The following is a 16,506-nucleotide window of genomic DNA, read 5'->3' as shown; positions in this document are numbered from 1 at the left end:
GACCATTTACTATGTTAGATCCAGCAATAGAGGCTTTCTTTACAGAGCGTAAAGAAAGTTGGCTTAAAAAAAATGTAAAAGCGTCGATGAGTGAAGGGGAAATACAGCAACTGCAGCAGAAATGTGATGCTATTTTGTCATTGGCTCAGTGGTTGCCGAGTGCTGCGAAGCGGGCGGGGCAAATTTCATTATCCACGCATCCTTGTACCTTTAGTCATCCAAGCTCTAGAAAAAACAAAAACGGGTATGTCACCCCAATATTAGCGAGGGCAGAGCACACAAATGATGGCTTGCTCCGAACAGGGAATGTCATGGTTGAGACGGATGCATTGGGTAATGCGGCAGCGCTTGATGTATATAAATTTCTCACACTTGAATTGCAAGATAACCGAACGTTGTTGGCCCATATTAAGGATGAAACACCGTTAGCAAAAGACATACTTAATCAAGGGGATGAAGAGTATCATTTACTCAGGGATGGTTTTCTTGCCATGGTGGCGGCAGATAAAACCGTGATCACTAGCTCAAAAATAAAACAAGTTTACTTTCCTGTGTGGTTGGAGGATAACGAATACCATTTATTATCTCCACTGACCCCATCCGGTTTGGTTTTTGAACTACGCAAACGTATTGATACAATTCGATTTTCTGAGCAAACTAAGGCACTGCGTGATTTAAAACGCAAGGGGGAATTTAGCCAGGTTGGCTATAAAGAAATTTATGGGTTAACCACTATTGGCTATGGGGGAACTAAGCCCCAAAATATTTCCGTGCTTAATAATCAAAATGCAGGGAAAGCCCATTTATTGCCGTCATTACCCCCCCAAATAGCTCAGCGTAAGCGGCGTTTACCTACTTATGACTTCTTTACCAATACTGTAAACCCTTGGCAAGTTAAAGAAACGTTAGAAGCATTTCATGGCTTGATCTCCCTACCGAAAGCGCAGCGTGGTAGCCGTTTTATTGAATATCGTGATAGGCGTATCCAAGAATATGTAGACTACATTATGTTGACCATGTGGGAGGTCAGGCGTGGGTTTGAACAGAATAACATTCAATTACCCACTCAATTAGCAAAAGTACAGCAAATTTGGCTGTTTCCAGACCAACAGCAGCGTAATAACTCGGATGAATGGCTAGAGGGAATTATTACTCTTATTGCTCAGCAATTTATGCGTCATTACAAAAAAGTGTTAGGGAAAAAAGCCATTGCTTTAGGTAACGACGAGCTAGCGGCTATCGCGCAGGTTATCGCCATTAATAAGGAGCTGTTACGATGAGCTCAACCTACATACTCAAGCTTCCTCATATCAAAATACAAAATGCCAATGCGTTATCTAGCCCTTATACCATTGGCTTTCCAGCCATGACGGCTTGGCTCGGTTTTATGCATGCCCTAGAGCGTAAATTGCGGGCTGATGGCCACTTGGATATTGTGTTTGATTCTATTGCTGTTATTAGTCACGCGTGTGATTTACAAACCTATCGCGGGCCGAATGATTATGTTAACTCCATTGTAGGTACTGCAAACCCATTGAATAGTGACGGTACGCGTTCCGCATTTATCGAAGAGGCCCGTTGTCATTTAGACGTGTCATTACTTATCAGATATGGCGTGAATGACGGTGGTAAGACTAAAGCACTCCCTACACAATCGCCTATTTTAGAGGTCATTTACGACTTAATACAGACGATGAAGCTCGCTGGTGGCGACATTCTTTCATTAGGTAAACCAACAGCACATATTCTGCAATCAGATGAGGTAGACGGGGAATCAAGGCAGGGGCTGCTAAATAGCGTAATGCCCGGTTATGCGCTAATAGAACGCAGGGATTTAATGATTCGAGCGATGGAAGATGGGCAAGATGCTATGGATGCTTTGTTGGACTATGTGGTGGTAGAGAATAATTGCGTCCAATGGGGCAAGGAAAATGAGGAAAAGTCGCAATTTGAATGGCGTGCTCAACGTAAAGTGGCAGGTTGGGTTGTACCTATTGCTACCGGATATCAAGGGATTTCGCCACTTGCTCAGGCAAAAAATCAGCGAGATTTAGACGTACCTCACCGGTTCGCAGAAAGTGTTGTGACGCTCGGTGAGTTTATTTTGGCAAACCGCGCTAACAATATTAATGAAATATTGTGGCAATACGGTTATGACGAACCTAATAACCTTTATTTATGCCAACAAGTGGCATCTAAATTTATTTCGAGTGGAGAATAAGTAATGGCGAAGAATAATGATGTTGCATCTGTTTTAGCATTTGAAAAAAAATTGGTTCCATCTGATGGTTATTTTTATGGTACTTGTTGGGAAAATAAATCGCATTTTACCCCTTTATCATTACAAGAAAAATCGGTACGGGGTACTATTTCCAATCGCTTAAAAGGTGCGGTAAAAAATGATCCTTTAAAGCTAAACTCTGAGGTGGAAAAAGCCAACTTACAAACAGTCGATGCCTGTGCGCTAGGAACTGAGCAAGATACTTTAGTTCATCAATTCACCTTAAAAATACTTGGTGGAGTTGAGACACCTTCTGCGTGTAATAACGTGTTATTTAAAAAAGGTTATGTGCAAGCAGCAAAAGGTTATATTGAAAAAGAAGGCTTTCGTGAATTAGGTTATCGTTATGCGCAGAATGTCGCTAATGGGCGCTTTTTATGGCGTAACCGAGTAGGTGCCGAACATATCGAAGTGGTTGTCAAAGTACTTAATAAAGGGCAATCAATGGAATGGGTTTTTGACGCCACACAATATAGTATTCACCAATTTGATACTCAAGATGAAAAAGTGGCTCAGTTAGGTGAGAAAATTGCTACCGCTTTAGCTCACCCTCAAGGTGCATTATTATTAGAAATTACCACTTACTCTCAACTAGGCAAAGCACAAGAAGTTTACCCAAGTGAAGAGCTGGTGATGGATAAAGGCAAAGGGGATAAAAGCAAAATTTTATATCATGTGAATGGGCATGCTGCGATGCATTCACAAAAAATTGGTAATGCTTTGCGCTCCATTGACACGTGGTACCCCGCGTATGGAACTGAAAGTGGTGCAGGGGCTATCGCAATTGAGCCTTATGGCGCAGTGACGAATTTAGGTACCGCTTTTCGAACGCCAAAAGATAACCAAGACTTCTATACCCTATTCGATAAATGGGCTCGCGGTGAAAAATTATCACGTATTGAAGATGAGCATTATGTGATGGCAGTTTTAGTGCGTGGCGGTGTGTTTGGTGAAAGTGATAAATAAGGTGAAATATGAATTATTATCAGGAGGTCACTTTATTACCTGACTCAACCGTTTCAGTGGATTTTTTGTGGCAGAAAGTTTACCAGCAAATTCATATTGCGCTGGCAGATAACCAAACGGCTGAAGGCCAAAGCGCTATTGCTGTTGCATTTCCTGAATATGGTAGCGTTGGTTTTCGCTTAGGTAGAAAAATCCGTTTGCATGCTAAAACACCAGAGGAACTTGAGCAGCTAAATTTACCGAAGTGGTTAGCAAGGTTAATGGATTACGCTCATATTAAATCTATTCAAACCGTGCCAGAGCAAAGTGTTCCTGTCAGTTATATTCGACGACATGTAAAAGGCCAAAACCGGATAGAAGCCGATATGCAGCAAAAGGCACGTTTATGGTCTGAAAAATCAGGTCAGTCAGTGGCGCAGTGCTTGGAAGTGTTATCTAAAAGTCGGCCGAAAGCCAATAACCGTTTACCGTTTATTTGGGTTACAAGTTTACATGCAAAGAATGAGAAAACAGGAAGCCGGCCTTTTCCACTCTTTATTGAAAAAGTGATAGCAACACAAATGCAAGCTGGGATGTTTAATTGTTATGGTTTAAGCCAGCTTTCAAATGACCAAACGTTGGTTGCAACGGTTCCTCATTTTTAACCATTATTTTTTGTTCTTTAAAAAATAACTTTTAAATCAGTATGTTATAATTATTCATAAATTAAAGGGTATTTTATAATAAATACCCTTAACTAATTGTTATAGCATGATTATTATATTAAATTGCATAGTTCACTGCCGTATAGGCAGCTTAGAAAATCGCTCAAGGCATCACGGAACCATGCTTCAAGTTCACTGCCGTATAGGCAGCTTAGAAACATACCAGGACGACCGCCAATGACAATAAAATGTTCACTGCCGTATAGGCAGCTTAGAAAATTCATAACCCTGACAATTATGATCACATTGAGTTCACTGCCGTATAGGCAGCTTAGAAAATGCCCGTGAAATCAAGAAACGCCTCATCTATGTTCACTGCCGTATAGGCAGCTTAGAAATAACCAACTAAAGCCTGCTGGTTGAAGAATAAGTTCACTGCCGTATAGGCAGCTTAGAAAACCCTGACTTAGCTGATTGCACATCTTGTGATGTTCACTGCCGTATAGGCAGCTTAGAAATCTGGCAGCCTTACTGGCTTACCTTTGTGGAAGTTCACTGCCGTATAGGCAGCTTAGAAACTCAACAGAAATAATGTCTTGCGCGTCAATGAGTTCACTGCCGTATAGGCAGCTTAGAAAATTCCATGTTTCAGAGTTTCGTGTATCCATTCCGTTCACTGCCGTATAGGCAGCTTAGAAATATCTGATCCCGAATAATCTGACAGGCAGTGTGTTCACTGCCGTATAGGCAGCTTAGAAAAGACATATCAGGCATTGAGGACGTCATGTTTTGTTCACTGCCGTATAGGCAGCTTAGAAAGCAGGTATCGTCTCTGAGTACATATACGCCAGGTTCACTGCCGTATAGGCAGCTTAGAAAATTTCCATTATTATTGCCGTCATTACCCCTACGTTCACTGCCGTATAGGCAGCTTAGAAATTCAAATGTGCTTGAAGGGGTGACTTATCAGAGTTCACTGCCGTATAGGCAGCTTAGAAATGTAGTAGTCGCGTATTCGCTCATAGTCCTCGGTTCACTGCCGTATAGGCAGCTTAGAAATGTCGAAATTCAAAACTGTCAAAAGTCTTATAGTTCACTGCCGTATAGGCAGCTCAGAAAAGTGGATTAAAGAGCTTAATTTATCAACTTAAGTTTACTGCCATATAGGCAGTTTAGAGAAGAATATTAAAGAATAGATATCTAGACTCTTTAATTGGTGAAAAAAATAAATGTGAGTTAAAGCTAGTTTTTTGTGAAATAAGTAGTTATACCATCTTTATCTTAAGTTAAATTTAATATCAAATATAATACGTATCTATCATTCGATAGCTTAGAAATGAAATATAGAACGGGTATTATATTACTGCCACAAAGGCAGATTTTGATTAGAGATAAATACCTGAAAAATAGATCGGGTAATCAGATAATAATAGGGATAACTAGGAGGGGCTATGAGCTTTGAGTTTGAAATAAATTGTTATTGGTTTTCAATCATCATTCGATTTTATAAATGATTTTATAAACCTACATTTAATTAAAAAAATACAAACATCACGGCTCAAATAAACAAATTAAACATCAATGACAATTGCTCAAAAGCTTGGTGGATAAGGCGTTCAGTATATCGGGGAAGGATGGAGATAATTACCCCTAGCATACTGATACCTATAGTTAAGGTGAGGGGGAAACCCACCACAAATACGGACAGTTGTGGGGTCATACGGTTTAGGATACCGAGCGCAAGGTTGAGAATTAAAAACAATGTAATAAAAGGCAGCGCTAACATTAACCCATTAATAAATAAGGTATTGGCAAATTGAACAAATACCCAAAAACCGTCTCTATTCAGTGGGGCTGTTTGAATGGGGATCAATTCAAATGAATTGACGATAATATAAATTAACCATAAATGGCCATCGAAGGCGAGAAACAATAAAATAGTAATCACATTGAAGATGCGCCCTAAAATAGGCATATTGGGCCCACCGGTTGGGTCAAAAAAGGTCGCGAAAGATAACCCCATTTGCAAACCAATGACTTCTCCTGCATGGCGAACCGCGGCAAAGGCGATTTGCATGGTTAAACCCATCGCCACACCAATCACAATCTGTTGCACAATGACCCATAACCCCATTGCAGAAAATAGGGGAATATTTACCACGGGAAGTTGCGGGGAAACAATCAACACGACAAAAAAAGCAAGGGCAACTCGAACCTTGGTAATGGCTTGTTTTTCATTAAAAAAGGGCGCTGTTCCGAGCAGCGCCAAAAGGCGTATGAAAGGGTAAAAACCTTGGCTCAACCAGAGCGTGAGCGTTTCACTGGTAATGGTTAACATTGTTAGCCAATAATAAAGGGTAAATTACTAAGCAACGTTCGCATATAGTCGGTTAGTAGGTTGAGCATCCAAGGCCCCGCAATGATGATCACTGAAATGACTGACAAAATTTTAGGGATAAAAGATAAGGTCATTTCGTTAACCTGTGTTGCGGCTTGCAGTAAGCTAATAATCAACCCTGCGGCTAGTGCCGCCAGTAATAATGGAGCCGCTAGCATTAAGGCAATTTTCATTGCTTCAGTGCCCATTGCCATGACAGATTCAGGTGTCATCGTTACTCCTAATTAAAAAAGCTTTGCGATAATGAACCAAGTAATAATTGCCAGCCATCGACTAATACAAACAGCATTAATTTAAAGGGAAGTGAAACGGTTGCCGGTGGAACCATCATCATCCCTAAGGCCATTAAGACGCTAGCAACAACCAAGTCTATGATTAAAAATGGAATAAAAATGGTAAAGCCGATTTGGAATGCCGTTTTTAATTCACTGGTGATAAATGCGGGAACGAGGATCCGTAAAGGAACATCCTTCGCCTCTTGAATCTCCCCCACTTTGGCAATACGAGCAAAAAGCGCTAAATCGGATTCGCGAGTTTGCCCTAACATAAAGGTCCTTAACGGGGCAGTCCCTTTTTCTAGAGCGACTTCAAGGCTGATTTTATCTTCGCTAAAGGGTTGGTATGCTTCACGATAAACTTGGTCGGCAACGGGGGACATAACGAAAAAGGTCAAAAACAGCGCTAAACCTAATAATACTTGGTTTGGTGGTGCAGAGGGTGTCCCTAAGGCATTTCGTAATAAACCGAGAACAATAATGATGCGTGTAAAACTGGTCATCATTAAGAGTAAGGCGGGTATAAAGCCTAACAGGGTTAAAAATAGTAAGGTTTGAACGGGTAATGACCAAGTTTGGCCTCCATCGGCTAAACTATGGCTGATAACGGCAGGGAGTGCTGCTGATGCAGAACTTGGCAATGCAAATAGAAGCACAGCAATCATCAGTAGGGATTTACGTGGTAACATGTGTGCTTCCAATTACTTATACAAAGGTGTTACTGATGCCGCATGATCCGCCGCATCTTGTTTTTTCTTTAATACGGATTGGAACGTAAGGGGCTCAATAACTGAAGATACAGTGGTTTTATTTTGTGCAGGGTATTGATGTAACAGGCTAATATTTTGAGCTGTCACACCTAATACTAAACACTCATTATTGACTTCAACCACGACAACCCGTTCTTTATTGCCTAATGAGCAACTGCTTGTCACTTTCACAATTTGCTCTTTCCCCATTTTCTTCGGGGCAAAACCCAATTTTTTAACCAACCAAGCGCCAATCAGAATCAATAAAATAATGACCCCCAATGAGCCTGAAATTTGCGTTAAGCTATTACTATGGTCGATAGCTGGCGCATTCAATTCACTGGAAGGAACGCTAGTTGACAAAAAAGGCACGGATGCTGGTGCCTGTTCAGCTTGGTTGGTTATTGCCATTTTCAGTGACTCATATTGTCTATTAACGGCTTAAGCGGCGCATACGTTCGGATGGCGTAATGATATCTGTAATGCGAATACCATAATTATCTGAAACGACGACGACTTCCCCTTGAGCGATTAAATAACCGTTAATTAAAATGTCTAATGGCTCGCCAGCTAAACCATCGAGAGAAACGACAGAGCCTTGAGACAAACTGAGTAATTTTTTGATGGTCATTTTAGTACGCCCTAGCTCAACGGATAGGCGAACTGGGATATCCATAATCATATCGATGTCGGACAACTGATTTAATGGATTCTGCCCATCAAGGTTATCAAAAGCCTGTGCACCAGCTGAGGCGGATTCCGCTTTTTTTTGCTGTTCCAGCGCTTCAGCCCATAGGTCTTCACTAGCGTGATTGGTTGATGCATCAGGAGAGTTCTTCGCCTCACTCATTGGTACTTTCCTCATCTAGAGTGTTTAAAACAGGGTTAATCAAATGTTCTACACGCAACGCATATTGGCCATTTTGAGTTCCGTATTGACTGGTTAGTACAGGAACGCCATCAACATTGACAATGAGGCGGTCAGGCTTCTCAATAGGGAGCACATCCCCTTTTTGCAGTTGCAGTAAGCGAGAAATTCGCATTGGAATGTCAACAAAATTGGCAACCAATTCAAGTTCAGAACGTTTTACTTGTGTGACGAGATTTGTCACCCAAGTTTCATTTTCTTGGTGCCCTTGTTCCATTGGTGGGTTAATTAAACGCTCACGCAATGGTTCAATCATGGCAATGGGAATACAAATACTGAATTCACCAACCGTATTGCCTATCTCAACTAAAAATGGCGTGGTTACCACAATGTCATTTGGTGATGTGGTGATATTAGTAAATTTAACTTGGATTTCGGAGCGTACATACTCCACTTCTATATCCGCTATTGGTCTCCAAGCATCGCGATAAGCCCCTAATGCTAACTTCAACATTCGGTTAATAATCCGTTGCTCAGTATTGGTAAATTCTTTACCTTCCTGACGAACAGGAAAACGACCGTCTCCCCCAAATAGATTATCAACCGCGATATAAACGAGAGCAGGCTCAAAGGTAAAGAGCGCAGTGCCCCGCAATGGTGGCATGTGAATTAAATTTAGGTTGGTTGGTACTGGTAAGTTACGAGCAAACTCGTGATAAGGTTCAATTTTAATTCCGCCCACCGTGATATCCGGACTACGGCGTAACATATTGAATAACCCCATACGGAATTGGCGCGCAAAACGTTCGTTAATGATTTCAAGAGACTGCATTCGCTCCCTGATGACCCGACGTTGCGTATTTGGGTCGTAAGGGCGAATATTATCTTTTCCTTGATTCTCTGGCACCGGCGTATCGTTTGAAGGCGCATCATCATTAAGAAGCGCATCAATTTCAGCCTGAGATAAAATATTATCGCTCATGAATATTACCGCAGAATAAAAGTAGTAAATAACACATCAGAAATATCCTGATCGGTATCCCCCGGGATCAGGGTAGGGGTGAGTGTTTGCTTAATGTCTTTCATTAGCTGCAACTTGCCTTCATGAACTTCAATATTTTTTGATTTTTGTTCTGATAGTAATAGTAGTAAGCGACTACGTACTTCAGGGAGATATTCATGAAGTTGTTTACGAGATTTTTCATTTGCAAGTCGCAAGGTTATATGAATATAGAGCACACGATCAGGGCCATTATCAGCACCGGCTAAATTCACGGTAAATGGCTCTAACTCCATAAAAATGGGTTGTGGCATGTTCGGACGTTTTTCTTCTTCACTAGCCGTTTGAGTGTTTTGCTGTGTCGTCCACCAGGTGTAACCACCAAAACCAGCCCCTGCTAAGGCAATAAGGGCAAGCAGAATGATCAACCCTTTATGAGAACTTTTTGATTCTTTGCGTGACGACATGTTAGCTGAATTCCTGTTTCTTGGATGCTAAACCCAAATGGGTTTTTTACTTTATGATCTCTAGCATTATCGCTTGATTGCTAAGAGTTAAAGGAGTGAAAAACGAAACAAAAAGGCGGTAACTCGGCGCTTTAGCTAGGAAATTACCGCATTTCGTTTACTTATTATGCAAAAGTGTTAATCCCACCTTGCCTAGATACCGACTTTTGAGCGGCAACAGAAGCATTCGCTTCACTGATACCAACGGCACCGGCCGTTGCATGAGTGGCTTGAATATGGCCATCATGTTGATGCGTGTTGTGCTGTTGATTATCTGATGAGTTACCCAAGTTATCTTGCCCCACAGAGCCTTGAGCTAAGTGAATGCCACTTTCTTGTAGCGCATTACGTAATACAGGCATCATGGACTCCATCGCGGCGCGAACATGGCTGTGAGGCGAAACAAAGTGCATGACGGCTTGGTTATCTTCAATGCGTAAATGCACATTGAGTGAGCCTAACTCTTCAGGATGTAAGCGAATTTGCGCCTGAGAAACACCTTGTCGGGAGAAAAATAACATGTGTTGGCTTAACTGTTGTTGCCAAGCTTCGCTGCCTAATTGGCTAGTGAGATGCAAGGTTGGCGCTACGGTCGGAGCGTTCATTGCAGCGGCTTGTGCGACAGAGGTTGTTGGCATCATGCTAATTGGTTGAGTTGATGTCTGGTGTGTTGTGGCCGTGGTAAAGGCACTCGTTTCGCTTTGTGTGACAAAAGCACCTTTCCCGTTTGAACCAAGCATATCAGTCGAAAAAGTGGGTAGGCCAGACTGCGGCTCTTTATCGCTCACTTTTTTATTTAATGGCATAAAATCCGCTGTCAGGTTTTTACTACGAACGTCACGTTGATTATCTAACGGTAAAAGGGGCTGATCGCGACGCTCATCCTTTTCGTTTTTAATAAACGCCGTTATTGCCGGTTTATCTTCTTGTTCATCAAGCACTAATTGGCTCTTATCTAGCAGTTTGTCACTAGTTAGTGTGATATCTTCAAGGTCACCATTTAGTTGCTGCATCTTTTGGTTAAACGCGCCTAACTTAGGGAGCGACTCAGCGGCAAGTTGCCCATTAGCTGATGGATGTAATTGACTAGAAAGCGATAATTTTAAATTATTGAGCCAAGGTTGTTCGCTTGAATTTTCCCCGACTAACAGCTCAGATTGTAGAGCGGTTTGTACGCCGTCACCTCTAAGATTGCGGGTGAAATTAAGCTGCTCAAGGGTGTTCTCACCATGAGTGGGTGTTTTGCTTGCCGGGGACGCGCTTGTTTTATCTGAAACCGCTAACTTATCGGCGACAATTTCTTTATTCAGGGCTTGTTCATCAACGGCCGTGTTTACAGCCGTATTTTTGGGCGCGGGTTGCTGGTTATCAAGTAGCGCTTGAAATGGTAATGCGGGAGCTTGGTTTTCGTCATCCTTGGGGCCATTTTGCTGTTCATTAGCACTTTTTATGGTCTTTGCTGGCGGTGCAACAGGTACGATAGTCGCGTTGATGTCCATTTATTGTGGTCTCCGTAAAGTCGCTCGTTGGGCAAATTCATCCATTTGTTTTTGCTCTATACGATTTTGACGTTGATGTTCGGTGTGTTCAGCGCGTTGTATCAAAGTATCAAACGCATTGACCCGTTGTTGTTTTTCTTGCCAATGACGATTAGCCTCATCCACTTTTTGTTCCCACAAATTAAGTTGTTGCTGCTGTTGTTCAATGGTTAGCTCTAACGTGACGAGAAATTGCTGGTAATTTTGCCATTTATCGGAGGCCATTCCGCTGTGCAATGTCTGGTTTAATGTTTGCCGATATTCGGTTTGATAATTCTCCAGCATGGTTAATTGTTGCGCCATTTGTGTATGAGTTTGGCGTACTTGCGCTAACACCTTTGCTGCCTCTTCGGAGGCTTCTACGGCTAAACTGAGTAATGTCGTTAAGGCATTGTTATTGGCCATTTATCCCCTCGTTACTCGCTAGGTACCACTTGCTGTAATTGCTCGCAAGCAGTTTGGTAATCACAACGTTCATCAATATCTTGCTGTAAAAACTTAGACATACGTGGGTAATATTGAATTGCAGTATCCAGCATTGGGTCACTTCCCATTGCATAAGCCCCCACGTTGATTAAATCGCGGTTGCGTTGATAGCTAGAGGTGAGTTGTTTAAAACGCTGAATTTTTCGGTAATGTTCTTTTGGGATCAGTTCAGTCATTGCACGGCTAATGGACGCTTCAATGTCAATAGCTGGGTAGTGCCCTGACTCTGCTAAAGAACGAGAAAGCACAATGTGACCATCAAGGATGGCGCGAGCAGAATCTGCGATCGGGTCTTGTTGGTCATCGCCTTCAGTTAATACGGTATAAAAAGCGGTGATCGAGCCGCCATTCTTGCCATTACCTGCGCGCTCAACGAGTGCGGGTAGCTTGGCAAAAACAGAAGGGGGGTAGCCTTTCGTTGCTGGTGGTTCACCGACGGCTAAGGCGATTTCGCGTTGAGCCATACTGTAGCGAGTGAGGGAATCCATGATCAGCAACACGCTGAGGCCTTGATCGCGGAAATATTCGGCGATACGCGTGGCATAAGATGCACCTTGCATACGTAAGAGGGGGGAAACATCAGCAGGTGCAGCAACCACCACTGCACGTTTTAAACCGTCAGTGCCTAAAATATTTTCAATAAAATCTTTAACTTCACGGCCACGTTCCCCAATCAGCCCAACGACGATGATATCGGCTTGGGTAAAGCGTGCCATCATGCCAAGTAATACACTTTTCCCTACGCCTGAGCCAGCAAACAGGCCCATGCGTTGCCCTCTACCCACAGTCAATAACGCGTTGATTGCTCGTACACCGACATCGAGCACACTACTGATTGGTGTGCGCTCAAGAGGATTAATGGGGGGTGTGATTAATGGGGCTCGCGTTTTAACTTCGAGTGGGCCTTTGCCATCTAATGGGGTGCCTTGTGCATCAAGCACTCGCCCTAATAGTTCATTACCAATAGGGAGTAAGCGGCTGGTTTGCCCGTCATCCCCCGTTGATTGAGCATAGACACGAGCACCTGGGGAGATACCTTCGAGGTCGGCTAATGGCATCAACAACATTCTAGGCCCACTAAAACCGACGACTTCACACACAACTTCGTCTGTACCGCCATTAATGGAGCGTTCAATAAAGCAGGTTGCCCCTAAGGGCATTTTAATCCCCTCGGCTTCCATGACTAAGCCCGTAATTTTTGTTAGGCGGCCATAACGGCGTACCATCGGAATGCCTTTCATCCGCGATTCAAAATCGTCAAGCGAGGCAATCCAGCGTCCCAAACGTGCGGTCATGTAAAGCTCTCCGGTGCATATAAACGGCACAATTCTTGCCAACGTGTTGCGACGGTCATATCGATTTCGCCATCTTCAGCGACCACACGACAACCCCCAATATGCAGCTTAGGGTCTGCGACTAACCGCCAACCATTCAGATTTAAGAGTGAACCAAGGTGCTGTTCAATCAACTCAAAATGATTGGGGTTAACATGTAATTCTGGTTGACCCGCAAAAATAGGTTTTTGCTGTAATAAGTTACTGATTTCCTCAAGTAATGCAGTACCATCACATACAGTAGATTGACCCAACACTTGTTTTGCAGCGGTTAATGCAATTTGTAGCAGCTTTGTGGTAACAACCGTATCAAAGGTATCAAGAGAATAATTGAACTCAGATAACAATTTTTGCCATGTCTCAATGACGGGTTGTTGCAAAGCAAGTGCTTGCTCACGCCCTTGCTCTTCGCCAGCACGTAAACCTTGTTCAAACCCGGCTTGATAACCCTCTTTTTGGCCTTGTTCATAGCCTTGTTGATAACCTGTACGCTGCGCATCTTCTTTTATGTTATCGAGCAAGTTGATTTGCTCTAAGACTTCTTTCGGCTCTAAGCATGGCACTTTTGGTGCGTCTGGCTCAGGAGCTTCATTTAAAGTTGAATTAAGATCCCATTGGTTAAGCTCACGCAGTTGCCAAGGCTGCCATTGGTCGTTAGGCGTTGTTGAATTAGACATACACATCGTCTCCACCACCGATGGCGATTTCGCCTTTTTCTACTAAACGACGAACGATAAGCAGGATCGCTTTTTGCTCGTTTTCCACTTGGGACATGCGAACCGGTGAACGCGATTCCAAGTCGTCGCGAACAATTTCGGCAGCGCGAACCGCCATATTGTTGAGGAAGTGGTCGCGCAGGGCTTGATTGCTGCCTTTGAGGGCAATGACCAGTGAGTCGGTTGACACTTCTTGCAAAATACGTTGGATACTGCGGTTGTCCACTTCGATAAGGTTTTCGAACAGGAACATTTCATCAATAATGCGTTGAGCCAATTCGCCATCGTAATCCCGCATTGCATCGATAACGCTTTCTTCTTGTTGGCTTTTCATTAAGTTGATAATTTCTGCTGCTGTTCTTACGCCACCCATTTTGCTGCGTTTGAGGTTTTGGCCGTCCAATAAGTTGTTTAAGACTTCGGTCAGTTCCGCTAGGGCTGCAGGTTGCACTCCACCAAAAGTAGCGATACGTAGCATAATGTCATTGCGTTGGCGCTCTTCAAATAGTTCAAGTACGTCCGCAGCGAGGTTACGTTTCAAGTGAACTAAAATTGTGGCGATAATTTGTGGATGTTCATCACGAATAATATCGGCAACGGTTTGTGGCTCCATGTAGTTGAGGCTTTCGATACCTGAGGTGGTTTCTTGTTTTTCAAAGATATCTTCAAGTAAGCTAGCTGCGCGTTCCTCACCCAACGCTTTGACCAGTACCGAACGCAGGTAATCATTTGTGTTGATATTTAAGGCCGCGAATTGAATTGCTGACTCTTCAAATTCAGTTAGCACTTCCGCAAGTTCGTTATTGGAGATTTGGCGCATGTTAGACACCGCCATACTCAATTGTTGAACTTCTTTAGGGTTTAGATGCTTAAATACTTCCGCAGCCTGATCTTCACCGAGTGTCATTAACATTACGGCACTTTTTTCTGTTCCACTTAAACTCATAGGGATTTTCCTAACCACTGACGGATAACCATTGCCACGACTTGTGGGTCTTTCTCTGCCATTTCACGTATACGTTGGCTTTGGATCTCTGCACTAACACGCTGGCGAGTAAGACGGCGGCGTGTTTGCTCATCCATGTCTTCGTTTATTTCTTCATCTACCACGAACGGTGCTTTTGCCTGAGTTGCGACAAAAATTTCAGCATCAACTTGGGCTTGTTGTGTTTTACGATATTTAACCCATTGAGGTTTGATACCGAAGCGCCACATAAACCAAGCAATGAGGGTGATGAGCAATATTTTTCCGTAATCCAAAAGTTGTGTAATCAACTGTGGATTGGACAGTAATGATGGCTCTACTTCAACAGGCGTATCATCAGTAAATAAGGAGTTAGTGATGTTGATTGAGTCTCCTCGTGCTGAAGAAAAGCCCATCGCTTCTCGTGTTAACGCTTCAATTTGCTGTAGCATCTCTGGCGGCAATGGTTTCATTTCTGGCCCATTTTCGCCTTCTTGTGAATGGTAATTAACAATAACTGCGACCGAGAGCCTATCAATGACGCCAATTTGCCGTTGAGTATGGCTAATTTTGCGATCTACTTCGTAATTTGTGGTTTCATCGCTTTGCGAGTTAGTCGTGTTATTACGGTTATTGGTGGTTTGCTGTGCGTCTTTATTGTCTTTGTTAGTTTCAATTGGCGCATTCGGTGCGCTAACTGGTTGATTCGACAATGCCCCCGGGACACCGCCCGTGCCGCCATTATTGTTTTGCATACTTTGGCTGTTCTGGCGGGAACGAATAGCGGCGCTGTCCGGTGTTTGGTTCGGCTTATATTCTTCGGAGGTTTGCTCAACCTTGGAGAAATCCATTTGCGCGGTGACTTGTGCATGAATATTGGCACGCCCAACTAATGGTGACAAAATATCTTCAATGCGTTGTTTGAGATGAGATTCCATCTCTTTGGTCATCTTAATTTGTGCGCTATTAGCTGATTGCTGGCTGTTATCATTATTTGTGAGCAAGCGTCCCGCTTGGTCGACTATAATTACATTACTTGCAGTTAATCCTGTTACGCTACTTGAGACCATATGCACAATGGCGCTAATTTGCCCTTCGTCGAGCATTCTTCCAGGTAATAAACCTACCGTGACAGAAGCTGTAGGCAACTTTTGCTCACGGACAAATAGTGTCGGTTTTGGGATTGCTAAATGTACACGCGCACTTTGCACGGGGCTCAACGATTCGATAGTGCGAGATAATTCACCCTCTAAAGCACGCTGGTAGTTAATTTGTTCACTAAATTGGCTAATACCAAACTGTTCTTTATCTAATAATTCAAAGCCAGTATTCCCCCCTTTAGGTAAACCAGATTGGGCGAGCTTCAAACGTAATTCATGCACTTTATCTGCAGGAACTAAAATGGCGCTACCATTATCAGCGATTTGATATGGCACATTCATCTGAGTTAATTGGCTGACAATATCGCCACCATCTTTAGCACTAAGATTACTAAGAAGTACGCGATAGTCAGGACTGCGTAACCAGAGAAGTAGGGCAACAATAATTGAAACAGCTGCAGCCGCCGCAATCATTAACGGTATTTTAGGATCAGCTTTAATACGATCAACTATTGAGGCAAAACCCTTTTTGGCCTCCCCCGTGTCTTTAGATGCGGCACTCATAAATATTCCCTGCTTGGCAGACTACTAGACGGATGAAAATACTTTTGGTGAAACAATGTTATTTCCCTCTTCGTAACGTCACTTTTTCACTTTGCTATTATTTATTGTTTTGTAGGG

At 43.0% G+C, this 16,506-nt stretch carries 17 protein-coding genes and 1 CRISPR repeat array; of the genes, 4 read left to right on the top strand and 13 right to left on the bottom strand.

Annotated elements, in window-relative coordinates; all coding sequences use genetic code 11:
- Window positions 1-11 precede the first annotated feature (11 nt).
- From csy1 to cas6f, 4 genes are read left to right on the top strand one after another with little or no spacing between them, the layout of a single operon-like run.
- The gene (gene csy1, locus ACIPUA_RS07555) at window positions 12-1,280 is read left to right on the top strand and encodes a type I-F CRISPR-associated protein Csy1 (RefSeq protein WP_042844255.1); all 1,269 of its coding nucleotides are present in this window, start codon (window positions 12-14) and stop codon (window positions 1,278-1,280) included.
- Window positions 1,277-2,221: a type I-F CRISPR-associated protein Csy2 gene (gene csy2, locus ACIPUA_RS07550; protein ID WP_042844254.1), complete on the top strand. Its 945-nt coding sequence runs from the start codon at window positions 1,277-1,279 to the stop codon at window positions 2,219-2,221. Before csy1 ends, csy2 begins: the two co-directional genes overlap by 4 nt.
- A gap of 3 nt (window positions 2,222-2,224) precedes the next feature.
- Window positions 2,225-3,247, top strand: a complete 1,023-nt coding sequence (gene csy3 / locus ACIPUA_RS07545) for a type I-F CRISPR-associated protein Csy3 (protein WP_042844253.1) — start codon at window positions 2,225-2,227, stop codon at window positions 3,245-3,247.
- Window positions 3,248-3,255: 8 nt separating this feature from the next.
- A complete protein-coding gene (gene cas6f / locus ACIPUA_RS07540; protein WP_166685259.1) occupies window positions 3,256-3,891 on the top strand; it encodes a type I-F CRISPR-associated endoribonuclease Cas6/Csy4 in 636 nt (211 codons plus the stop codon).
- Between the two features lie 130 nt (window positions 3,892-4,021).
- Window positions 4,022-5,070: direct repeats of the CRISPR family, unit length 28 nt; unit sequence GTTCACTGCCGTATAGGCAGCTTAGAAA.
- A 379-nt stretch (window positions 5,071-5,449) separates the two neighbouring features.
- On the opposite strand, the gene fliR is transcribed toward cas6f, so the two are convergent.
- The 13 genes from fliR to fliF all read right to left on the bottom strand — a co-directional run bounded on the left by fliR (window position 5,450) and on the right by fliF (window position 16,389).
- The gene (gene fliR, locus ACIPUA_RS07535; RefSeq protein ID WP_042844251.1) at window positions 5,450-6,229 is read right to left on the bottom strand and encodes a flagellar biosynthetic protein FliR; all 780 of its coding nucleotides are present in this window, start codon (window positions 6,227-6,229) and stop codon (window positions 5,450-5,452) included.
- 2 nt (window positions 6,230-6,231) lie between these two features.
- The gene (gene fliQ, locus ACIPUA_RS07530; RefSeq protein WP_042844250.1) at window positions 6,232-6,501 is read right to left on the bottom strand and encodes a flagellar biosynthesis protein FliQ; all 270 of its coding nucleotides are present in this window, start codon (window positions 6,499-6,501) and stop codon (window positions 6,232-6,234) included.
- 8 nt (window positions 6,502-6,509) lie between these two features.
- Entirely contained in the window at window positions 6,510-7,229 is a 720-nt protein-coding gene (gene fliP, locus ACIPUA_RS07525; RefSeq protein WP_173424801.1) for a flagellar type III secretion system pore protein FliP, read from the bottom strand.
- A 36-nt stretch (window positions 7,230-7,265) separates the two neighbouring features.
- A complete protein-coding gene (fliO, locus tag ACIPUA_RS07520) occupies window positions 7,266-7,724 on the bottom strand; it encodes a flagellar biosynthetic protein FliO (RefSeq protein WP_129465773.1) in 459 nt (152 codons plus the stop codon).
- 22 nt (window positions 7,725-7,746) lie between these two features.
- Window positions 7,747-8,163 (bottom strand): flagellar motor switch protein FliN, encoded by a 417-nt coding sequence (gene fliN, locus ACIPUA_RS07515; protein ID WP_042844248.1) that lies wholly within the window; start codon window positions 8,161-8,163, stop codon window positions 7,747-7,749.
- Window positions 8,156-9,163: a flagellar motor switch protein FliM gene (gene fliM, locus ACIPUA_RS07510; protein ID WP_042844246.1), complete on the bottom strand. Its 1,008-nt coding sequence runs from the start codon at window positions 9,161-9,163 to the stop codon at window positions 8,156-8,158. The genes fliN and fliM overlap by 8 nt, the downstream gene beginning before the upstream one ends.
- 5 nt (window positions 9,164-9,168) lie before the next feature.
- Window positions 9,169-9,648 carry a flagellar basal body-associated protein FliL gene (gene fliL, locus ACIPUA_RS07505; protein WP_042844245.1) on the bottom strand — a complete coding sequence of 160 codons (480 nt, stop codon included), beginning with the start codon at window positions 9,646-9,648 and terminating at the stop codon, window positions 9,169-9,171.
- Between the two features lie 164 nt (window positions 9,649-9,812).
- Window positions 9,813-11,186 (bottom strand): flagellar hook-length control protein FliK, encoded by a 1,374-nt coding sequence (locus ACIPUA_RS07500; protein WP_449059525.1) that lies wholly within the window; start codon window positions 11,184-11,186, stop codon window positions 9,813-9,815.
- Window positions 11,187-11,630 carry a flagellar export protein FliJ gene (gene fliJ, locus ACIPUA_RS07495; RefSeq protein WP_042844242.1) on the bottom strand — a complete coding sequence of 148 codons (444 nt, stop codon included), beginning with the start codon at window positions 11,628-11,630 and terminating at the stop codon, window positions 11,187-11,189.
- Between the two features lie 11 nt (window positions 11,631-11,641).
- Window positions 11,642-13,006 (bottom strand): flagellar protein export ATPase FliI, encoded by a 1,365-nt coding sequence (fliI, locus tag ACIPUA_RS07490; RefSeq protein ID WP_048606797.1) that lies wholly within the window; start codon window positions 13,004-13,006, stop codon window positions 11,642-11,644.
- Window positions 13,003-13,722 (bottom strand): flagellar assembly protein FliH, encoded by a 720-nt coding sequence (gene fliH / locus ACIPUA_RS07485; RefSeq protein WP_042844240.1) that lies wholly within the window; start codon window positions 13,720-13,722, stop codon window positions 13,003-13,005. The genes fliI and fliH overlap by 4 nt, the downstream gene beginning before the upstream one ends.
- Complete coding sequence (fliG, locus tag ACIPUA_RS07480; RefSeq protein ID WP_042844239.1) at window positions 13,715-14,707, bottom strand: flagellar motor switch protein FliG; 993 nt, start codon at window positions 14,705-14,707, stop codon at window positions 13,715-13,717. The genes fliH and fliG overlap by 8 nt, the downstream gene beginning before the upstream one ends.
- The gene (fliF, locus tag ACIPUA_RS07475) at window positions 14,704-16,389 is read right to left on the bottom strand and encodes a flagellar basal-body MS-ring/collar protein FliF (RefSeq protein WP_042844238.1); all 1,686 of its coding nucleotides are present in this window, start codon (window positions 16,387-16,389) and stop codon (window positions 14,704-14,706) included. The genes fliG and fliF overlap by 4 nt, the downstream gene beginning before the upstream one ends.
- Between the last annotated feature and the right edge of the window lie 117 nt (window positions 16,390-16,506).

Source organism: Providencia sp. AGC89, from assembly GCF_053543535.1.
The sequence above is the reverse complement of the archived record's forward strand: the minus strand, read 5'-3'. Positions and strand labels throughout refer to the sequence as shown.